This is a genomic window from Geminocystis herdmanii PCC 6308, assembly GCF_000332235.1.
GTDB classification, from domain to species: domain Bacteria; phylum Cyanobacteriota; class Cyanobacteriia; order Cyanobacteriales; family Cyanobacteriaceae; genus Geminocystis; species Geminocystis herdmanii.
This window is the reverse complement of the sequence record NZ_CM001775.1, coordinates 2,980,434-2,998,769: the sequence shown is the minus strand read 5'-3', so window position 1 is coordinate 2,998,769 and position 18,336 is coordinate 2,980,434. Positions and strand designations below refer to the sequence as shown.

Below are 18,336 nucleotides of genomic sequence, written 5' to 3'. Positions count from 1 at the left end.
CTATTAAAAGAAAATTATTTGGAAATTGAGAATTGAGAATGGTCAAATGATTAAAATTTGAGCTAGATTAGCAGATATAACGAGTTAACAGGAGAAGAAAATTATGTGTATTTGTGTTAACTGTAACTACGTCGATCGATGTAATACTTATCATGCAGTAGAAGCTCAACACGAACAACCACACCTTACAGATCAACCAGACTTCGAGCCAATAGAACCATCTATAAATGTAAACATCCGATCCCATCAAGAATATATCGAAATGGAATGGGATGTTGTGGGTTGTGAAAGTTTTATGATGGACATGGGAAAATGGGCTAAATTAAGACCAGGAGAAGCGATTCCCACTTAGGATTTATACCATCACTTAGGATTTATACCATATAGGGTTTATACCATAAACCCCTACGTTAATAAAAAGCATCTAAATCTAAGGCTTGTGAGCCACCTTCTAACAATTGGGCAATCAATTTTTTTAATTGAGTCCAAATTAAACCTGCGGTTAACAGGGTTAAAGTACCTGCAAATACATAGGAGATTGATCTACTATAAATAAAAATTTCTAAGCCCCCGGCTAGAAAAATGCAAATACCGACACAGATACCCCAAAAAGGGATGATTAAAACAGACATTTCTGATAGATCAGCTTTAATGCCCTGTTGTCCTTGTTTGCTCCATTTCATCACCTGTTGCTTTAAGGTAGCCTGAAAAGCTAATCCGCAGGTAACACCAATAAAAAAACCAAAAAATAACAAACCAATGGGCGGTTCAGGTATATAATACATAATTGTTAATACAAGAGAAAAATATCATAACTGTTTGTTACAAAATATTAACATCTTTTTGTTTATACTAAGCACCGCAATAATTTTGACTCAAAAACTAAGGATTTTTGATGTTATTTTTTTTACCTGATAATCTATTTTTATGTGGCACAGATTATCACAACCTTAATGTTTGATTCTTTAACCTAATACCTAATACCTAATACCTAATACCTCTTGATTAGCCGATATTCGATCGTTTGATCGGACGGCGAGTAAAATGATCTCCTGCTGGGCGAGGAGGGGGAGATTGACGCAGAGGAGGTCTCGATCGTCTTTCTCTTGTCTTTTCCTGATCTTCATAAATTTCCAAGAAAAGGTTATCCCCTGCTAGTTGAGCAGCAGTTTGTAAAACATTCCTCAAGGCTTGAATATTTCTTCCGCCTCTACCGTAAATCTTGCCTTTTTCGTTTTCTTCAAATGCCAGACGAATCCAGACTCTTTTAGTACTGGATATATGCTCACAATCAAAACTCAACAATTCAGGAGATTCTAGTAAAGGCTCAATCAAAAAACGGACTAAACCATCATAATCAGGGGAACATCCGTTATTATTTGTATTTAATTCACTATTAAGCATTTACTTGTTCAAATACTTTTGCTTTTACCAAAATACGGCGCACGGTTTCCGTGGGTTGAGCTCCTTGTTGTAAACGAGTAACAATAGCAGGTACATTTAATCTTGTTTCGTCACTTCTGGGGTTATAAAAACCTAATTCTTCTAAGGCTTTTCCATCTCGACGATCTCGACTATTCATTGCTACAATACGATAACTAACTTCTCTTTTTTTTCCTAAGCGTTTTAAACGTAATTTAACCATATTAATTTAATTTATTTGCAATTCGACTTCATAAGTTAATATTAAACTAACCTATACTATCATACAGAAATTTGGCTCTGTTTGCTAAGTCAATTCTACAATGGTAAGCTAGGACGCATTTAAGTTGACTGATGAAGGTAGGCAATAGACAATAGCCAATGGGCAAAAGTTAAAAGTTTCAAGGTTTTTTATTACTGAAAAAAATGTAAGTTAAATGTGCCTTAGCTTATAAGTAAGCGGTGCGGAAAAAGTATTTTGATGAGGATAGGATTAGACAAATGTGTAAATTTAAGCTAAAAAAGACAAATCGATCGATCATTATTGATAATTAAGTTAATCTTTGTTGTCGAGAATAACATTATGAATTCTTCCATGAGTTTACATTCTGCCATCACCCATAAAGATATTTTTAAAATACAAGAATTATTATCATCTCAACCGTGCAGTGATAAAGAAAGAAATCTAGGATTAATTTATGCTATACAAAGAGGGTATATGAACATTGCTCAATTATTAATTGATGCTGACGCTGATGTTAACTTTCAAAATTCTCCCCATCAAATGACACCTCTAATGTTTGCTTGTGCTGGAAATCATGAATCTTTGTGTCAATTATTAATTAATAATGGTGCTGATGTTAATTTGACGAATGATGATGAAACTTCCCCTCTGATGATTGCTAGTTATCGTGGATATACTCCCATTGTCAAAATGTTGTTAAATAATCATGCTAGGGTTAATCATCAAGATTTGGATGGTGATAATTCTCTCTATTTGGCGATTAAATCTAATCATTTTGAGGTAGTTAATTTATTAATTGATTATGGTGCGGATGTTTTTCTTGATGATGGTGCTTTGAGTATAGCGATCGATCAAGATAATATGGAGATGGTGGATTTTTTATTAGCACGATCGATCGATGTTAATCATAGTAATGATGAAGGTATGACACCATTAATGATGGCTTCCGCCCATGGTAATATAACTATCATTGAAAGATTATTAGAAGCCAAGGCAAATGTTAACCATCGGGATAAAAATGGCGATAGTGCTTTACATTTAGCGGTGTTAGAAGGACATTTACTTATAGTACGAAAAATACTACAAAGAGGAGCAAATCCGAATATCCGTAATCAAGATGGAGATTCTCCCTTACTGATTGCTTGTGTGCAGGGTTATACGGAAATTGTCGTAGAATTGTTAAAGTATAATGCTGATGTAAATTTTCATAATGAAACCGAGACTCCCCTTGGTTTAGCTATTGTCAATGGTTGGCAAAAAATAGCGATTCATCTACTTCACGCTGGGGCAAATCCCAATACTATTTTAGGTGATGGTAAAACTGTTTTAATGAAAATGTGCGATCGAAATAACTTACCATTAATTGCTGAGTTGTTAAAAGCAGGAGCAGATGTTAACCTTGAAGATAATGGAGGAGGCACAGCTTTAATGTGGGCTTCCCATAAAGGAAATATAGATGCGGTTAAATTGTTGGTTAAAGTAGAAGGAATTAACATTCACCATCAAAATCATGGGGGATATACGGCAATTAGTTTAGCAGAATATAATAAATATCCTGAAGTGGCAAAATTCTTAAAAGAATGTTGAAAAAAGTCCCACAAAATCTAAATAGGGTTTGCCTCATAGTCTTTTGGTGAAGGGGAGGTGTTAGGTGTCAGGTATTAGGTATTAGGTTAAAGAATTGACAAAAAATATATCCTAATTGATTTTTTTATCTTCAATTCTTTGATCGAATTATATAATCTTCTGAAAATTACACCTGAAACCTGCAACCTGCAACCTGAAACCTATTAACCTCAAGAATTCTTTTATCGAACTGAGGTAAAACTGCTCACTTTTTTCTTAATATATTATGCCTAAATCCTTGATTTTAATAGCTTTCTGAGTTATTCAGCAAACCCTAAATAGAGCTAAAAAATAAATTTATGATAATTTTTAGTCAAATATTAATATCATTTTCTCGATTTAGCCTAAATTTTTACCTCAGTTCGAGATAAAATTTAGGTTTCATCAAAAAAGTATGATTCACTCAGGTATTTGTTGAGTAGTTCACTTTCCATTCCTAATGCAAGAAATGACGTACTCCAGTAAATACCATCACTAAACCTAATTCATTGGCGGCTTTGATGGAATCTTCGTCACGAATTGAGCCTCCGGGTTGAATAATTGCTGTAATACCTGCTTCGGCGGATGTTCTAACGGAGTCATCAAAGGGGAAGAAAGCGTCACTAGCTAAAAATGCACCCCTAGCCTCCTCTCCTGCTTGTTCAAGGGCAATTTTAACCGAGCCTACACGGTTCATTTGTCCTGCTCCCACCCCCAATGTAGTACGATTTTTCGTAAGCACGATGGCATTAGATTTAACGTGTTTAACGATTTTCCACGCAAATAATAATTCTTGTAATTCGGTTTCGGTGGGTTGTTTTTCGGTGACAATTTGCCATGTATCAGGAAGCTCGATCGAGGTATCATTATCTTGAATTAAAAATCCCCCTGCAATGGCTTTAATGTTATCCTGACTACCAGAGTTTAAATCAGATAAAAGTAAGACTCTCAAGTTAGATTTTTTAGCTAAAATTGCCTTAGCTTCTTCGGTAATATCAGGAGCAACAATACACTCTAAAAATATTTTACTCATGGCTTGGGCTGTGGGCGCATCAAGGGGTTGATTTAATGCTACAATCCCTCCAAAAGCTGATACAGAATCAGCATTATAAGCCTTTTGATACGCCTCGAAAAGAGTTTCTCCCACTGCTACACCGCAGGGATTAGTATGTTTAATAATTACTACAGCAGGTTCATTACTAGGAAATTCACAGACAATTCTCCGCGCGGCTTCTAAATCAACTAAGTTGTTATAGCTTAATTCTTTGCCTTGTAATTGATTCGCTGATGTCCAACCTTTAGCCTCGCTTCCGTTTTGATACCAACTAGCTTTCTGATGAGGGTTTTCACCATAACGAAGGGTGGCAATTTTCTGCCCCCCGATACCGTAATAATCGGCAGATTCGGGGTTAATTTGAGCAAAGTAACGACAAATTGCTTGATCATAACTGGCTGTCATGGCGAAGGCTTCCGCCGATCGAGCTTGACGAAATGCTAATGTAGTTTTACCTTGATTCGCTCTTAATTCCTGCAAATAATCGTCATAACGGGCGGGATTCGTCAAAATAGTGACGTGAGCATAGTTTTTCGCACTCGCTCTCACCATAGCAGGACCACCGATGTCTATTTGCTCAATGGCTTCCTCTACTGTACAATTATCTTGGGCGATGGTTTTCTCAAAGGGGTATAAATTGACAGCTACTAAGTCAAAGGGGCGAATTTCGTTAGTTTGTAAGTCTTGTTGATGAGAGTCTAATTCTAATCTTGCTAAGATACCGCCGTGAATGCGAGGATGTAGGGTTTTGACTCTCCCCCCTAAAATTTCGGGTGATCCTGTATAATCACTTACTTTAGTAACGGGAATACCAGCAGATTGTAAGGTTTTTGCTGTACCACCACTACTGATGATTTGAAAGTTAAATTCTTCTACTAATGTTTTGGCTAATTCTACAATGCCTGTTTTATCGGATACACTTAATAAGGCTAAACCTGTCATTATGGCTTCTCTAGTTCGATCGTTTTTCTGTTTCATTATACTCCCAACGGGTAAGCATTAAACACATTTCGATCGTAAATTAGCCTCAGAGGGCGGGGCTGTTTCAAAGTACAACGAATACGCCCTTCGACACCTGAGTTCGATATAAAAAGTTGTCTCAAACTCTTAACTATCATTTTACCTCTAAAGAGGTAACTACGAACCTTTAAAAGTTTTTTAATCTATAATTTATTTAAGGTCAAAAAAAGGAGTTATCAATATGAATCAAGTGATAAATTGTCAAGTTAATGAACAAAAAATAACGGATTAAAATAGACATTTTTATTAGTGGGATAACTTATTACGAAATTAAAAGAGGTCTTTTGAAAACTAATGCTACTAAAAAATTGGCATTATTTCAAATATTTTGTCAAGACTATCCTATTTTATTTTTAGATAACTTAGCGATTTTTGAAAAAGCCTCTGAAATTCACGCAGATTTGACAAAAAAAGGGCAAATAATTCAAGATGCGGATATTTTAATCGCCTCCACTTATTAATTTTAATTTAATTAGAAAGATTAATAATTAATTTTTTGCTTGAAAATTGTGGTAAATTTTGCTTTGTGATAATACAATAAAGTACATCTGGAGCTAAATCCGCCCCGTTATCCCAATAAATTGTTCCCCATTCGGGATTTAATTTAACTGTTTTAAAATAATCTATTTGTTTTAAAGGGGTAAAAATACCAGTAAATTTGATAATTTCACTAATATCAATTACTCCCTCTTTATTATCTTCAAATTTCAGGTAAAGTTGATAATTTTCTAATGGTTTAACTTCAATAATATCTTTTAACATTTTTCTCCTTAATATTGTAAGTTCTTGTTACAGTTCGATCGCCAAAAGGCGGCACTGTGCGATCGAACTCTATAAATTAAGGAAAATAACGATAAAATTCTTTACGATGAAGAACTCTCACAATTTCAATGGTGTCTTGATTTTCTTCTATGCCTAAGCGATAACTACCAATACGAATACGATAACGATTTGGATAACCTTTCATCGCTTTAACTTGAGATAAATCTTGTAAAGAATTAGCCGAAGGAATTTGTTTAAATACCAAATCAATAATTTGCTCATAAATAGATTGATTTTTCAGTTTTTTTAAATCTTTTAAAAATAATTTTCGATATTCAACTCTCATTATTCCTCCAAGAATTTCAAAGCATTTTCTGCATCTAATAAAGGAGTTAATTTCGCTTCTTCCATTGCTTGATTTAAACAGTAATTTTCTAAATATTCAGATAAGTCATCATCATTATTTTTCTCATTCGGGATGATTTTTTCCCATATTTCGATGGGAATAACTACCGCTTTTTTATTTCCATTTATATCTGTTAAATATTCTACACTTTTCATAATTAATAATTGTTACTAATTTATAACTATTTTATTCTAACTTTTTTAATCCCTTAGAGGTTCGATCGAACTTCCCCCATAAAAATCGAACTCCACCCCAAAAAGTCGATCGAACTTTCACTCCACAAAATCGCACCTCTCTTCTTGATGTTCAAATTTCTATTGATTCCATTCATCGACTTTCTCTTCTTCTAAAAGATGAATTGGTATTTTTTCCGAAGTTTATGAGTTCAATTTATTGAACGAAAACTGTTAGCTTTATCATCTTGCTAGGCGAATTATGTTAACTTTATCATCTTGCTAGGCGATTGATGTTTAGTTTGTCAGACTGCTAGGCAGTTATGAGTCAAAACCATTATCCCAACGTGTAATAAATTACACGTCTAATAGATACCGTTAAATAAATTTAACTCAATTTTCCTGAAAAATATCATGGTTTCTAATAATAATTGATTTTCTAATCAGAAAAAATAGCTAGATTTTTTGCCTATTATAGTGTTCAATTAAATCAAATTTCGAGAATGAAAACGCCCTGCTGTAGAAAAACCATATTTTTTGATAAAGATAAAATTTAAAAGATCAAAATCTCCCTGTATTCCCCCTCTTATCTTCATCATTTTATGATTCACTCAGGTTATTTTGCCTGAGTACTTATTGAATCGTTATTAATTTCGAGGGTAGCTATTTCCATGAAACTGTTAGAATCTTTGGATTTCAAATATAGATTATCGATGACGACACCTGCCCCGGCTACCCAAGGAGGAGCAATTATTGCTCCAATAATGCCTAATACTTGCACTCCGCCCAACACTGCTAATAATTGGTATAAAGGTTGTACTTTAACACTTGAACCCACTAAAAGGGGATCTAAAACATAGGTTTCTACATTTTGAATGATGACAAATAGTAAGAGTACCCACCAAAATGTCCAGCTATTTTGTGCGATCGCCACAATTAAGGCTGGAATTGAGCCTAAAACAGGACCAAAAAAAGGTATTAAGTTCGTAAAACCTGCGATAACTCCTAAGCCTAAAGCAAATTCGGTAATACCAATAAATTTTAAGCCGATGGTAATGGCTACTCCTAAAATTAACGATACAAGGATTCTACCTTGAATATATTTTCCCATACGATCGCTCACGAGGGGAAATTGAGCCTCTAAACGACTATCCCAAGGGGAGGGGAATAAACTCACAAAATCTTTAATTAATTTACTCGAACCTGCCAACATATAACCAGAAAAGATGATGGCAAGAAGCACGTTTAACACACCTCCCACAATGCCTTTTGTAATACCTAACGAGCTAACAATTAATTTTTGACTCCATTTTACTGCCCATGCCGTTAAACCTTGTAAATCTAGCCATTGATCAATTAAGTTTAAGGCTTTTGGTTCGGTAATGCCAAATCGAATAATCAATGATTGGGTTAGAGTTGTGATGATGTCTAAATAGGTGGGAAGTTTTTGTAATAATCTTTGAATTTGAGTGATGACAGTAGGGCCAATAATTAAACCTGCGGTGGTAATCAGTAAAATAATGAGTAAATAGGCTAAAATTACCCCTAACCATCGAGGAATCCTAATTTTTTCGCCATAATCGACAATAGGGGCTAGGGTAGCCGCCAATACTGCGGAAATCATCAAGATAACTAATAAACTTTTCAGTTGCCACAACAGGATGATTAAAAGGATGGTAACGGTAACTAAAGCAATACTACCCACAGAAACAGAGATCGATCGTTTTGAGTCATTCATCAGAGGAGAGGAGTAAGGAGTCAGGAGTAAGGAGTAAGAAGTCAGGAGTAAGGAGTAAGAATTTAATAACTATTCAGAAAAAACGGTATCTACGCTCGACAACCGAGTCGAAGTGTTGCCTTTCTTAACATCAAGATACAATTAATTTTATGGGTTTTGTTCAAGTTCATTTTTTTTAGAAAATCCCCAGACAAACATTCCGATAATGACGCTAATCATGAGCCATTCGGGAGGAACAATGTTAGGATCAATTACTTTAACAATTAATCTTAAACCGACTAAACCAACGGTGATAAATCCTGCGTCTTGTAAGTGGGTAAATTCTTCAATCCAACGAATAAATAATTGGGCAAGAAAACGTAGGGCAATAACGCCGATCGTACCTCCAGCGATAATCAACCAGATTTCATCAGCGACAGCGATGGCGGTGGTAACGCTATCAAGGGAAAAGGCTAAATCCGTAAAGGCAATCATGGGAATTGCTTGCCAGAGATTTTTAAAGTTAAGTTTCGATGCACCTTCTTCTTTTTGTTCGTCACTTTCAGAAAAATACTGATAGGTTAACCATAATAAATACAAGCCCCCTAATAAAGAAAATTGCCAATATTTAATAACCCAAGTAGCGGTTACAATTAAGAGCATTCTTAAAACGTAAGCCATTAATAAGCCAATATTTAGGGCGTAGTTTTGTTCTTTTTCGTCTTTCAATCCTTGGGCGATGGAGGCTAAGGCGATGGCGTTGTCGGCGGATAAAACGGCTTCTAAAGCCACTAGAATAATTAAGATAAAGGCGGTGTCAATACCAAAATCAATAGAGGGATGTAAAATTTGGTCAAGCATTAATATTTTATACCTTGTTCAATTTATGTTACTATGAGTTTCATTACGGGGTTAGGCTCAGGATTTTTTGTTCTTAGGTCGTAATTCTCGATCGATACTTATTATTTCCCTTAGCTATTTTCCCTTTTTCTATTTTATTCTTTAAAGTACTTTTTTAGTATAGTTATGATTCTAGGATTTGATCCGGGTAGAGATAAGTGTGGATTGGCTTTAGTTAACAATTATAAGCAAATTTTATATAATAAAGTGATCTCAAGTGAAGATTCGATCGAGATCATCAATGATTTAATCAATAAATATCAACCTTTCAAGTTAGTAATGGGAAATCAAACTACTTCTAAGGAGTGGAAAAAACGCTTAATTAATAATCTAAACTTATCTATCGAGATAGTTTTAGTGGACGAAAAAAATAGTACTGTGGAAGCCAGACAAAAATATTGGGAAATGTATCCCCCCCAAGGTTTAACAAAATTAATTCCCAAGGGTTTAAGGATTCCACCTCGTCCCGTTGATGATATTGTAGCTCTTATCCTGATCGATCGATACTTAGGAGTTACGTGAACTACCCACACTGCACTTCGTGACAGTGTAGGCTTCTAGTATCTTTTAAGGACTGCTAGAACTTGCTTTGTGGTACTACCAGTCTTGGACTTGGTTATTTTCCCACTACGCCGATTTATAGTCAGGAACAGATCCAGCCCGACTCTTTTTATATTTATACTTGAATTAATGTCACGATCAACCCTTATATCTTCAATAAGATCGTAATATTCTCGTATAGAACAATCAGTAAATACTATTTCATCACGATAAGAAAGGACTTGTGATGTATAAGCAGGATTGACTTTTATTACCACTGCACCAGCTTTTTCGGCTATGTACGACAGTATTTCATAAAAATTCCCAAAAGCCGCATCTAGCCAAGATTTATTTAACCCTGACTTAGCAGATTGCCCATTGGGTAAGTATTTACCTTCAATATCTTTTTTGACTTTATTTCGTTTTGATAATCCTTTAAGATTCAAGTTTTCGACAAAGAAGACTTTTTTATCCGTACGAATTAAATTATGGGCTGTTTTGTAACCATGATCCTTTCTCGCTCTGGCTATTTGTTGATGTTTTTTACCTTCTTTTAAGGCAAGTTTTTTTCTCCCTTTACTACCTTTTTTCTGATGGTTTTTCAGGCGAGAAATCTTTGCTAATTCTTTTTGATGTTTACGAAAAGACTTGAGAGAAGGTAGTTTTTGTCCTTCAGAAGTAGCAAGATAATCATCGCCTGATAATACTGCATCTATTCCCATTGAATTATCCCAAGTTGGCACAATTTTATCAGGTGTAAAAATAGGTACAGTAGGAGCATCTAAACACAAAGTACAATACCAACCATCAGCCTTTTTAGAAATAAGGATATTTTTAAGAGAAAAACCTTGAGGTAAACCACGATGTAGCCTAATTTTTAGCCATCCGTTAAGTTTTGAGCAAGACAAATAAAGCCAATCTTTCTCAACCCTTTTAATCTGAATGGCTTGAGCTTCTACCTTTAAAGTTCGATAACGACTTTTAAAACGTGGTTTACCGCTTCTTTTCCCATTACAATCACCTTTAATATACCTTTCAAAAGTTTGATCCACCCTTTTTGATACGTCTTGTAAAGTCTGAGAAGGTACAGTAGATAAATCAAGTAATTCCCCTGAATGTTTTACTATAATTAAGTCTTTTTTCTTCTCAGGTAATAACTTTTTCTGTGAGTAAAAACTTGGTTTTTCTTTTAACTCCAATGGTGGGAGACTACATGAGATATAACAGCAGTCGCCACTTGGAATGACATAGTTACTACGATTTTCCTGCCACCAACGAAAACGATCTCCTAATTGCCAATTATACCAATACTGTGACACCCGTAACCAGTTATTTAACTGGCTTTTTTGAGGCACTTCAGGATAGCATCGGTACTGATAATTAAGGATCATTTATTTGATTACTGTATATTAGTGTTAATATAATTACTATCACTGATAATAACATAAAGAAAAAGAAAGTGTCAAATGAAAAATGATTTTTATAGTCGAGGTAGATCCGTGAGTGACTTAAAAGCTCACCTAGTCTTAACTACCAAATATAGAAGAAACGTATTTACAGCAGAAATGCTCACTCGTCTCCATGAAATCACTGAAGGCTTATTAGAACAGTGGGAATGTAGGTTGGTAGAGATAAACGGAGAAGAAGATCATGTCCATATTCTTTTCCAATACCATCCTGCTATGGAATTAAGTAAATTTGTCAATAATTTTAAAAGTGTATCGAGTAGAAAATTAAGACAAGAATTTCCTGAACAAATCAAAAAGTTTTATGGTCAAGAAGTCTTTTGGAATAGTTCATATTTTATCGCCTCTTGTGGGGGAGTAACTATAACAACACTTCGTAAATATATCGAAAACCAGAGTCGTCCTGACTCATTAAACCCTGACGGTGATTCATCCCACGCCGAAACATAGTTGCTTTTTGATAGTGTTTACTGCGTGGGGCTTCTCACCGAAGAAGCTAAAATAGATTTAGCTAATAATTATCCCCATATTTGTTAATTCTTGTTGCAGTTGTTTGGCGACGATCGGATTTTGAGTTAAATGTAAATTATAGGCTTGTTGAAAAGCTTTTATACTGTCTTCTATCTCTCCCTTTTTAAATAATAATACGGCTAAATTTTGGTATGACCAAGGATAATTGGGATTGATTTGAATGGCGCTTTGATATGCGTCTATGGCTTTGAAATTTCTTCCTAATGCTTTGTAGGTTAACCCTAAGTTATAGTAGGCAATGGCAAAATTCGGCTCGATGGCAACACAAGCCTGATATAGTTTTAGGGCGTTTTCATAGTCTTTTCCGTGATAACAAACACTGCCAAAGTTAAGATATGCACCTAACTTCAGTTTACCTAATATGGGGAGTTCGATCGCTTTTTGATAATGTTTAATGGCAGTTTCCCATTGTTTTTGTTCTACTAAGGTATTGGCGAGATGGTAGTGTAGCTCAAATATTGTCGCTGTGGTAGCTAAATTCGATTTTAAGCCCGTTTTAAGCAATTTTAGACCTTTTTTGACCTCTCCCAAATCAATATACAAAGCACCCAATTTACTACACACATAGGCATCATTGGGATTTTGAGAGTAATAGGATTCCATCGCTTTTAAAGCCCGTTGTGTTTTATCTTGAGAAGCGATAATCTCTGGTTGATAACCAAAATGTTGAATGGCTACTTCAGGTAAATCGATAATTTTCCAATGGTTTTCTTTTTTTTGTAATTCTAATACCGCATCATCAATTAAAGCATGGTAAGGACGAGAAAATTTAATGTCAGGATGACGGCGAAACAAACGAGATAGTTGAGAATAAGGCGAAGAAAGTGAGCCGATTTCTTCTCGAATTAAGTTAACGACTAAAGCATATTGTTTTGTGATAACGTCTTTTATTTCGGGAATAATAGAAGGGTTTAACATCTCATCAGCATCTAATACTAAAACCCAATCTGTATTCACATATTCTAAGGCATAATTTCGAGCTTCGGCAAAATCATCCTGCCAGATATAATCATAAACTTTTGCCCCAAAACTTTGAGCAATTTCTTTGGTATTGTCCGTTGAACCAGTATCAACTAAAATAATTTCATCGACAAAATTTTGCACACTTTGCAGACAATTAGATAAATTTTTTGCTTCGTTTTTGACAATTATAGAAAGAGAAAGATTACTGTTTTGAGTCATGGGAAAAAGAGTTAAGAATAAACTAAAATTTAATAATATATAATTTATAGCAATCTCAGATGAATTATAAGAGATTGGTGAGGGCAGAATTTAAGAGTTAAGAGTCTGGAGTTAGTATTAACAATAATTGGAGAATATTAAAAGATTATTTGATTTCTCACAAATCATTCCTGATTGCTATATAAATAATGTATTCTGAGGAGGGGAATGTGGGATTTAATTCCTCATTAATAATGATTAATACATTATGATTTTACTTGTTTTTTTGGTATAAGAAATCACTAATTATATTTGCTCTTTCTTTAAAGATTCTAAGACAATTATTTCACCACTTTTATTAAAAAAATCAACTAAAAATATCCCTGATTCAGCAATATCTACCACCATGCTTGTGTCTCCTTTAATTAACCCTAATTCTGGTAAATTTTGAGTTAAAGCAACAATATCAATTTCATTAATTGTAGTTTTCATCAGGTAATACTATAATATTTACAAATAATAGTTAATTATAGCAGAACTCCTTACTCCTTACTCGTTACTCGTTACTCATTACTCCCTTTTAACCAAAAATTTGAAAATGAAACATCCCTGCCTTTGTCAAAGTGGCTACAGAACATAATACAGAAATATTGATTATTAGGAAACACTTAAGTAATGTATTAGGAATCTCCAAAAATTTAATTTCTGGAGATGTCTATTTTATAAATAAAAAAAGTTTGTAGTAACAACTATAGTTATTTATAAATAAGACTTAAAACCTTTACTAAAAAGTTGATATTAGGTTTCTTGCTGATTAAGCTAAAACAGGTTGTAAAGTAGCATTACTTTTATTTTCTTTAGTTAAACTTGATTTGCGACAAAAAATTTCACAAGAATTATTAGGACTTTCAATCAACTTAACTTTATCAAGTTCTGCTCCCAACTTCTTAATAGGTTCTTGTAATAATTGAGCAATATAAACCGCAATATTTTCTGCTGTTGGCACAACTTCCGCAAAATAAGGAATATCTTTGTTTAAGAAAGTATGATCAAAAGGTTCAACCACATAATCATCAATGACTTTTTGTAAAGCTACTAAATCGATAATCATACCAGTACGAGCATCCATTTCACCGGTTACTGATACTTCTAAATGATAGTTGTGTCCGTGACCATTGGGGCGCGCACATTTACCATAAATTTCGCTATTTTCTTCAAAACTTAACTCAGGTAAAGCTAAACGATGCGCTGCGCTAAAATGTGTTTGAACTGTTAAAGTAGCTTCCATATTATTTCCTTGATAATTAACCCAAAGTTGAGAATGTTCGTATAATTGTATATCGACTAATGGCAAATAAGGTGACAGACGTTCCCATATTACCTTCGCAATATTTTCAGTAGTTGGTAAAGTTTCTTGAAATTCTACCCATGTATCATTAAGATAACTATAATCTAATTGGCTGGTGATTTCTTGTTTGATGACTTTTTTTACCTCAGACAAGTTTTGCACCATACCAAATTTGTCTAATTCCCCGATGATAGATACATATAATATATAATTATGTCCATGACCGGGAAAACGAGCATTTGCCCCAAAACGGGCTTGATTTTCCTCATCGGATAATTCTGGCAACCAATAGCGATGACTGGCACTAAATTTCGCCCGACGATTGACGATACATTCCATATAGTGAATAGTTATTTTTAAGATTCCTATATTAATTTAACATTTTTTCGTTATTTACAGACATTGTAATTGTTGTTTTAAGAAATTTTTACCTGATTTACTACCATAAAAAAGCAAATTTGTCAATACTTTTAAGGGAATAATAGTCTGATTTTTAGGATCAATTTCTATGGTTAAAAGAGGATCAGATTTAGCTAAATCAAAAAATTTATCTAAGTAATCTTTTACTGTGCCATAATAATAATCGGCATTGTCAGAATTATCAATTTGTTCTAATAAAGAACAAGCTCGTCTAATTACTTCGTCATTTTTTTGCAATAATTCTACTAAGTATTCTATTAATATATCTAATTCTGATTTAGTCTTAGGAATAACTTTCGATTCTAATTTAATATCTAATGCTAAAATTCCTAAATAAATTAACTTAATTTTATCGGGGGTATTGTTTACTTTGTCAACGTCTATTAAATTTTCTTGTTCTTCTTTCATCATGGCATAAAATCTTATATATTGATTATTAATATGGAGCAAATAATTTTTAATTTACCTGATAATTTTTCTTCTTTTATGGGAATGAAAAATACTATTTCTGTTTATGTTTATGACACTCTAGCTTCTACTAATACTCAAGCATGGCTTTTACTTTCTAAAAATATTCAACCTCCTTTTATCGTTATTAGTAAACAACAAACCGCAGGAAAAGGACAAAGAGGTAATACTTGGCGATCGAGCTTAGGGGGATTATACTTGAGTATGGCACTAAATTTAAACAGTTCGATCGAATGTGCTAATCATCTAATTTTATGGAGTATTTTGGGCGTTGTCAAGGGGTTAAATAAATTATATATTCCCGTCAAAATCAAATGGTTAAATGATTTAATTTTAGAAGAAAAAAAGTTAGGCGGTATTTTGTGCGAAACTAAAATAGAAAAAAATCGGATTAAAAATATCGTCATTGGCGTGGGAATTAATTATCAAAATTCCTATCCCGAAAATGGCATTAGTTTAGATAAATATTTTCAAGATTATCATTATTATCCCATCAATTCATTAATTAATTTAGCAGAGATAATTTCGATCGAAATCCTTAAAAGCTATGATAATTATTTACAATTAGGTATAAATAATCTCGTTAATAACTATAATCAATTTCTGTATAACTTAGGAGAAAAAGCCTTATTAGAAAATATCAGAGGAGAAATTTTAGGGATTAACAATCAAGGGAATTTACAAATAAAATTACTATCATCTAATGCCAGTAGTAAAATGAATTTATCACCAGAAAATTACAGTATTTCTTATCATAAATTTCCTGAAAATTTTTACTTAATAACTCAAAAATAATAAGGGCTGAAGCCCTTACTACGAACAAATAAAAAATATTTTCTGGAGAAGTAGATTAACTTTTTAATTCTCAATTCTCCATTTTCAATTCTCCATTAATTTTTTTTTGTTTTCTCCGCCCAAACTCTGGAAGATAATCCCCAGATATAGATAAATCCTTCGGCGGCTTTATGATCGAATTTGTCATCACTACCATAGGTTGACAATGCGGAAGTATAAAGAGAATTTTCTGATCTTCTTCCCACGATCGTAGCATTACCTTTTAAGAATTTAATGCGCACTACACCGCTAACTCTTTCTTGGGTTTTCTCAATAAAAGCATCTAAAGCAGTTTTGAGGGGGCTATACCATAAACCTTCATAGACTAAACGAGTGTAAGGTAAATCAACTTGAGAGCGTTTATAGTGGGTGACATCACTGGTAAGAGTGAGGCTTTCTAAATCTTCGTGAGCTTTAATTAATACAAGTAGTGCTGGTGCTTCATAAATTTCTCTGGATTTAATACCTACTACTCGATTTTCGATCATGTCTAAGCGCCCTACGCCATGATTACCTGCAATTTCATTTAAAGTAGTAATCAAGTCAACGGGAGATAAAAAGTTTCCATCTACCGCCACAGGAGTACCTTTTTCAAAGGTGATTTCTACATATTGAGGCTCATTAGGTGCATCCGCAATGGATTTGGTTAAAGCGTAAATTTCTTCGGGTGGCTCAGTCATGGCATCTTCCAAAGGACCTGCCTCTATACTACGACCTAAAAGATTTCGATCGATACTATAGGGAGAAGACTTTTTCACAGGGGATTCAATGCCACATTTTTCACCATAGGCGATGGTTTCTTCCCGACTCATATTCCATTCTCTAGCAGGGGCGAGAATTTTTAAATTAGGGTTTAATGCAGTGATACCCAAATCAAAACGAACTTGATCATTACCTTTAGCAGTACAACCATGGGCAACGGCATCAGCACCATATTTTTCTGCTGCGCGTACTAACAGTTTAGCAATTAAAGGACGAGCTAAGGCAGTGGATAAGGGATAACGATTTTCGTACAACGCATTGGCTTTGATGGCAGGAAAAGCATAATCAACTACAAACTCCTCAATGGCATTTTCTACCAAAGACTCCACAGCACCACATTTAAGGGCTTTTGCTTGAATAGGCGCTAATTCTTCACCCTGCCCTAAATCTGCCGCTAGGGTGATAATTTCTTTAACTCCCCATTCATTTTGTAAGTAAGGAATACAAACGGAGGTATCTACTCCCCCAGAATAAGCTAAAACTACTTTATTGGCACGACTCATAAATTTTTTTTTCCGATATTGGACTAAAGAGTTATTGTATCAATAAGAGTATTATAAAACCAATGATAAGTTAAGATTTGCGGACTTTTGTTTCAGGATAAGACATTTTTTCTCACCATCTTCTTGCTATATAACGCAAAATCAGTTATAATAATTATTCGTTGAGTTTCTGCGGATGTGGCGGAATTGGTATACGCGCACGCTTGAGGGGCGTGTGGTCTTGACCTTGCGAGTTCGAGTCTCGCCATCCGCATTTTAGATAGATGTGTTGTCACAAATTTTCTTTCCCCGATGTACAGTAACAAATTATTTGTCATCGGTAACAGATTAGTGTCGTCTTAACAAATCAAATGACGTGATCACAAATTAGTGTCGTCAAAGCAGATGGCGAGACTCGCTTTCAATTCTCAAAGAGAATTCTTCCTCGATCGAAAGTGATTTGCTAACCGCTATAGCAGTACACCTGCACCCTTATTGCTGGGAGTGCGCCTAGTTTCTCTATCTTTAGATAGACAGCATCAGGGCAAGTAGTTAGCAGGAGCAGAAAGCAAACTTCTTAGAAGAAGTAAACTACTCCTTATTTTTCATAGAACAGAGGTTATGAAAACTTGATCTACGGCACTGTTAATATTATAAACCCTAAAGAAGGTATTGTCTTATTTCAACCCCCGACTCACTCGAATCAAAGATGGTACGACAAGGACTTTCAATCCCTATAGAAGGTATTGTCTTATTTCAACATACTTATCTCGCAATCCTAGGCTATAAAGAGGAGCTTTCAATCCCTATAGAAGGTATTGTCTTATTTCAACTGCCCCTAGTCAGACCCCTTATCAAATAAGGCTTGTAGAAGCAGTTTGCGTAAGCCCCCCTTAAAAATACAAAAATTCCGATTTTGACGAGAATTTTGCATTTTCTTAAAACGCTATATCCCTTAATTTATAAGAGTTTCAGCGATTGCGTAAGGCTAAAACTTGAGTTTGTGTAACTCGTACATTTT

22 protein-coding genes and 1 tRNA gene are annotated in these 18,336 nt (G+C 34.3%); 7 read left to right on the top strand and 16 right to left on the bottom strand.

All coding sequences use genetic code 11. The annotated features are described in order from the left end of the window. Positions 1-103: 103 nt before the first annotated feature. On the top strand, positions 104-352 hold the full coding sequence (locus SYN6308_RS14990; RefSeq protein ID WP_017295265.1) for a Ycf34 family protein: 249 nt from the start codon (positions 104-106) through the stop codon (positions 350-352). Between the two features lie 58 nt (positions 353-410). On the opposite strand, the gene SYN6308_RS14985 is transcribed toward SYN6308_RS14990, so the two are convergent. The 3 genes from SYN6308_RS14985 to rpsP form a co-directional block, all read right to left on the bottom strand. Further along, the gene (locus SYN6308_RS14985; protein ID WP_017295264.1) at positions 411-785 is read right to left on the bottom strand and encodes a hypothetical protein; all 375 of its coding nucleotides are present in this window, start codon (positions 783-785) and stop codon (positions 411-413) included. Between the two features lie 220 nt (positions 786-1,005). Continuing rightward, entirely contained in the window at positions 1,006-1,404 is a 399-nt protein-coding gene (locus tag SYN6308_RS14980; RefSeq protein WP_017295263.1) for a KH domain-containing protein, read from the bottom strand. Further along, positions 1,397-1,645 (bottom strand): 30S ribosomal protein S16, encoded by a 249-nt coding sequence (rpsP, locus tag SYN6308_RS14975; RefSeq protein WP_017295262.1) that lies wholly within the window; start codon positions 1,643-1,645, stop codon positions 1,397-1,399. Before rpsP ends, SYN6308_RS14980 begins: the two co-directional genes overlap by 8 nt. A gap of 372 nt (positions 1,646-2,017) precedes the next feature. On the opposite strand from rpsP, the gene SYN6308_RS14970 reads away from it, so the two are divergent. Then, the gene (locus SYN6308_RS14970; protein WP_017295261.1) at positions 2,018-3,253 is read left to right on the top strand and encodes an ankyrin repeat domain-containing protein; all 1,236 of its coding nucleotides are present in this window, start codon (positions 2,018-2,020) and stop codon (positions 3,251-3,253) included. 475 nt (positions 3,254-3,728) lie between these two features. Here SYN6308_RS14970 and purH read toward each other — a convergent pair whose 3' ends face one another. Continuing rightward, positions 3,729-5,267 carry a bifunctional phosphoribosylaminoimidazolecarboxamide formyltransferase/IMP cyclohydrolase gene (purH, locus tag SYN6308_RS14965; protein WP_026102101.1) on the bottom strand — a complete coding sequence of 513 codons (1,539 nt, stop codon included), beginning with the start codon at positions 5,265-5,267 and terminating at the stop codon, positions 3,729-3,731. A 362-nt stretch (positions 5,268-5,629) separates the two neighbouring features. On the opposite strand from purH, the gene SYN6308_RS22630 reads away from it, so the two are divergent. Then, a complete protein-coding gene (locus SYN6308_RS22630; protein ID WP_017295259.1) occupies positions 5,630-5,806 on the top strand; it encodes a hypothetical protein in 177 nt (58 codons plus the stop codon). Between the two features lie 7 nt (positions 5,807-5,813). On the opposite strand, the gene SYN6308_RS14955 is transcribed toward SYN6308_RS22630, so the two are convergent. The 6 genes from SYN6308_RS14955 to SYN6308_RS14935 form a co-directional block, all read right to left on the bottom strand. Next, positions 5,814-6,107, bottom strand: coding sequence for a DUF2442 domain-containing protein (locus SYN6308_RS14955; protein WP_017295258.1), 294 nt, complete (start codon positions 6,105-6,107; stop codon positions 5,814-5,816). A 76-nt stretch (positions 6,108-6,183) separates the two neighbouring features. Then, positions 6,184-6,453, bottom strand: coding sequence for a type II toxin-antitoxin system RelE family toxin (locus tag SYN6308_RS14950; protein ID WP_017295257.1), 270 nt, complete (start codon positions 6,451-6,453; stop codon positions 6,184-6,186). After that, complete coding sequence (locus SYN6308_RS14945; protein ID WP_017295256.1) at positions 6,453-6,668, bottom strand: hypothetical protein; 216 nt, start codon at positions 6,666-6,668, stop codon at positions 6,453-6,455. Before SYN6308_RS14945 ends, SYN6308_RS14950 begins: the two co-directional genes overlap by 1 nt. A gap of 53 nt (positions 6,669-6,721) precedes the next feature. Beyond that, positions 6,722-6,844, bottom strand: coding sequence for a hypothetical protein (locus tag SYN6308_RS25825; protein ID WP_272943033.1), 123 nt, complete (start codon positions 6,842-6,844; stop codon positions 6,722-6,724). 458 nt (positions 6,845-7,302) lie between these two features. Further along, positions 7,303-8,424, bottom strand: coding sequence for an AI-2E family transporter (locus SYN6308_RS22625; RefSeq protein WP_040466880.1), 1,122 nt, complete (start codon positions 8,422-8,424; stop codon positions 7,303-7,305). A gap of 147 nt (positions 8,425-8,571) precedes the next feature. Next, positions 8,572-9,264 carry a TerC family protein gene (locus SYN6308_RS14935; RefSeq protein WP_017295254.1) on the bottom strand — a complete coding sequence of 231 codons (693 nt, stop codon included), beginning with the start codon at positions 9,262-9,264 and terminating at the stop codon, positions 8,572-8,574. 165 nt (positions 9,265-9,429) lie between these two features. Between SYN6308_RS14935 and SYN6308_RS14930 the strand changes: the two genes are divergently transcribed. Further along, positions 9,430-9,825, top strand: a complete 396-nt coding sequence (locus SYN6308_RS14930; protein WP_017295253.1) for a pre-16S rRNA-processing nuclease YqgF — start codon at positions 9,430-9,432, stop codon at positions 9,823-9,825. Between the two features lie 35 nt (positions 9,826-9,860). On the opposite strand, the gene SYN6308_RS14925 is transcribed toward SYN6308_RS14930, so the two are convergent. Then, positions 9,861-11,234, bottom strand: a complete 1,374-nt coding sequence (locus SYN6308_RS14925) for an RNA-guided endonuclease InsQ/TnpB family protein (RefSeq protein WP_017294827.1) — start codon at positions 11,232-11,234, stop codon at positions 9,861-9,863. A gap of 75 nt (positions 11,235-11,309) precedes the next feature. Here SYN6308_RS14925 and tnpA point away from each other — a divergent pair, with 75 nt between their 5' ends. Further along, positions 11,310-11,759, top strand: coding sequence for an IS200/IS605 family transposase (gene tnpA, locus SYN6308_RS14920; protein WP_017294828.1), 450 nt, complete (start codon positions 11,310-11,312; stop codon positions 11,757-11,759). A gap of 57 nt (positions 11,760-11,816) precedes the next feature. On the opposite strand, the gene SYN6308_RS14915 is transcribed toward tnpA, so the two are convergent. The 4 genes from SYN6308_RS14915 to SYN6308_RS14900 all read right to left on the bottom strand — a co-directional run bounded on the left by SYN6308_RS14915 (position 11,817) and on the right by SYN6308_RS14900 (position 15,180). Further along, entirely contained in the window at positions 11,817-13,022 is a 1,206-nt protein-coding gene (locus SYN6308_RS14915) for a tetratricopeptide repeat protein (RefSeq protein ID WP_017295252.1), read from the bottom strand. 285 nt (positions 13,023-13,307) lie between these two features. Next, complete coding sequence (locus tag SYN6308_RS14910; RefSeq protein ID WP_017295251.1) at positions 13,308-13,493, bottom strand: DUF4926 domain-containing protein; 186 nt, start codon at positions 13,491-13,493, stop codon at positions 13,308-13,310. Positions 13,494-13,815: 322 nt separating this feature from the next. Beyond that, positions 13,816-14,688 (bottom strand): 6-pyruvoyl trahydropterin synthase family protein, encoded by an 873-nt coding sequence (locus tag SYN6308_RS14905; RefSeq protein WP_017295250.1) that lies wholly within the window; start codon positions 14,686-14,688, stop codon positions 13,816-13,818. A 54-nt stretch (positions 14,689-14,742) separates the two neighbouring features. Beyond that, on the bottom strand, positions 14,743-15,180 hold the full coding sequence (locus tag SYN6308_RS14900) for a DUF3038 domain-containing protein (protein ID WP_144051449.1): 438 nt from the start codon (positions 15,178-15,180) through the stop codon (positions 14,743-14,745). Between the two features lie 30 nt (positions 15,181-15,210). Here SYN6308_RS14900 and SYN6308_RS14895 point away from each other — a divergent pair, with 30 nt between their 5' ends. Further along, positions 15,211-16,032: a biotin--[acetyl-CoA-carboxylase] ligase gene (locus SYN6308_RS14895; RefSeq protein WP_017295248.1), complete on the top strand. Its 822-nt coding sequence runs from the start codon at positions 15,211-15,213 to the stop codon at positions 16,030-16,032. 95 nt (positions 16,033-16,127) lie between these two features. On the opposite strand, the gene SYN6308_RS14890 is transcribed toward SYN6308_RS14895, so the two are convergent. Then, on the bottom strand, positions 16,128-17,336 hold the full coding sequence (locus tag SYN6308_RS14890; RefSeq protein ID WP_017295247.1) for an argininosuccinate synthase: 1,209 nt from the start codon (positions 17,334-17,336) through the stop codon (positions 16,128-16,130). A gap of 171 nt (positions 17,337-17,507) precedes the next feature. On the opposite strand from SYN6308_RS14890, the gene SYN6308_RS14885 reads away from it, so the two are divergent. Continuing rightward, positions 17,508-17,589, top strand: a tRNA-Leu gene (locus tag SYN6308_RS14885). Positions 17,590-18,336 lie beyond the last annotated feature (747 nt).

Excerpts from the sequence above, each read along its gene's own strand:
- SYN6308_RS14990 (WP_017295265.1), top strand. The coding sequence starts at position 104 with ATGTGTATTTGTGTTAACTGTAACTACGTCGATCGATGTAATACTTAT.
- SYN6308_RS14985 (WP_017295264.1), bottom strand. The coding sequence starts at position 785 with ATGTATTATATACCTGAACCGCCCATTGGTTTGTTATTTTTTGGTTTT.
- SYN6308_RS14980 (WP_017295263.1), bottom strand. The coding sequence starts at position 1,404 with ATGCTTAATAGTGAATTAAATACAAATAATAACGGATGTTCCCCTGAT.
- rpsP (WP_017295262.1), bottom strand. The coding sequence starts at position 1,645 with ATGGTTAAATTACGTTTAAAACGCTTAGGAAAAAAAAGAGAAGTTAGT.
- SYN6308_RS14970 (WP_017295261.1), top strand. The coding sequence starts at position 2,018 with ATGAGTTTACATTCTGCCATCACCCATAAAGATATTTTTAAAATACAA.
- purH (WP_026102101.1), bottom strand. The coding sequence starts at position 5,267 with ATGACAGGTTTAGCCTTATTAAGTGTATCCGATAAAACAGGCATTGTA.
- SYN6308_RS14955 (WP_017295258.1), bottom strand. The coding sequence starts at position 6,107 with ATGTTAAAAGATATTATTGAAGTTAAACCATTAGAAAATTATCAACTT.
- SYN6308_RS14950 (WP_017295257.1), bottom strand. The coding sequence starts at position 6,453 with ATGAGAGTTGAATATCGAAAATTATTTTTAAAAGATTTAAAAAAACTG.
- SYN6308_RS14945 (WP_017295256.1), bottom strand. The coding sequence starts at position 6,668 with ATGAAAAGTGTAGAATATTTAACAGATATAAATGGAAATAAAAAAGCG.
- SYN6308_RS25825 (WP_272943033.1), bottom strand. The coding sequence starts at position 6,844 with ATGAATGGAATCAATAGAAATTTGAACATCAAGAAGAGAGGTGCGATT.
- SYN6308_RS22625 (WP_040466880.1), bottom strand. The coding sequence starts at position 8,424 with ATGAATGACTCAAAACGATCGATCTCTGTTTCTGTGGGTAGTATTGCT.
- SYN6308_RS14935 (WP_017295254.1), bottom strand. The coding sequence starts at position 9,264 with ATGCTTGACCAAATTTTACATCCCTCTATTGATTTTGGTATTGACACC.
- SYN6308_RS14930 (WP_017295253.1), top strand. The coding sequence starts at position 9,430 with ATGATTCTAGGATTTGATCCGGGTAGAGATAAGTGTGGATTGGCTTTA.
- SYN6308_RS14925 (WP_017294827.1), bottom strand. The coding sequence starts at position 11,234 with ATGATCCTTAATTATCAGTACCGATGCTATCCTGAAGTGCCTCAAAAA.
- tnpA (WP_017294828.1), top strand. The coding sequence starts at position 11,310 with ATGAAAAATGATTTTTATAGTCGAGGTAGATCCGTGAGTGACTTAAAA.
- SYN6308_RS14915 (WP_017295252.1), bottom strand. The coding sequence starts at position 13,022 with ATGACTCAAAACAGTAATCTTTCTCTTTCTATAATTGTCAAAAACGAA.
- SYN6308_RS14910 (WP_017295251.1), bottom strand. The coding sequence starts at position 13,493 with ATGAAAACTACAATTAATGAAATTGATATTGTTGCTTTAACTCAAAAT.
- SYN6308_RS14905 (WP_017295250.1), bottom strand. The coding sequence starts at position 14,688 with ATGGAATGTATCGTCAATCGTCGGGCGAAATTTAGTGCCAGTCATCGC.
- SYN6308_RS14900 (WP_144051449.1), bottom strand. The coding sequence starts at position 15,180 with ATGATGAAAGAAGAACAAGAAAATTTAATAGACGTTGACAAAGTAAAC.
- SYN6308_RS14895 (WP_017295248.1), top strand. The coding sequence starts at position 15,211 with ATGGAGCAAATAATTTTTAATTTACCTGATAATTTTTCTTCTTTTATG.
- SYN6308_RS14890 (WP_017295247.1), bottom strand. The coding sequence starts at position 17,336 with ATGAGTCGTGCCAATAAAGTAGTTTTAGCTTATTCTGGGGGAGTAGAT.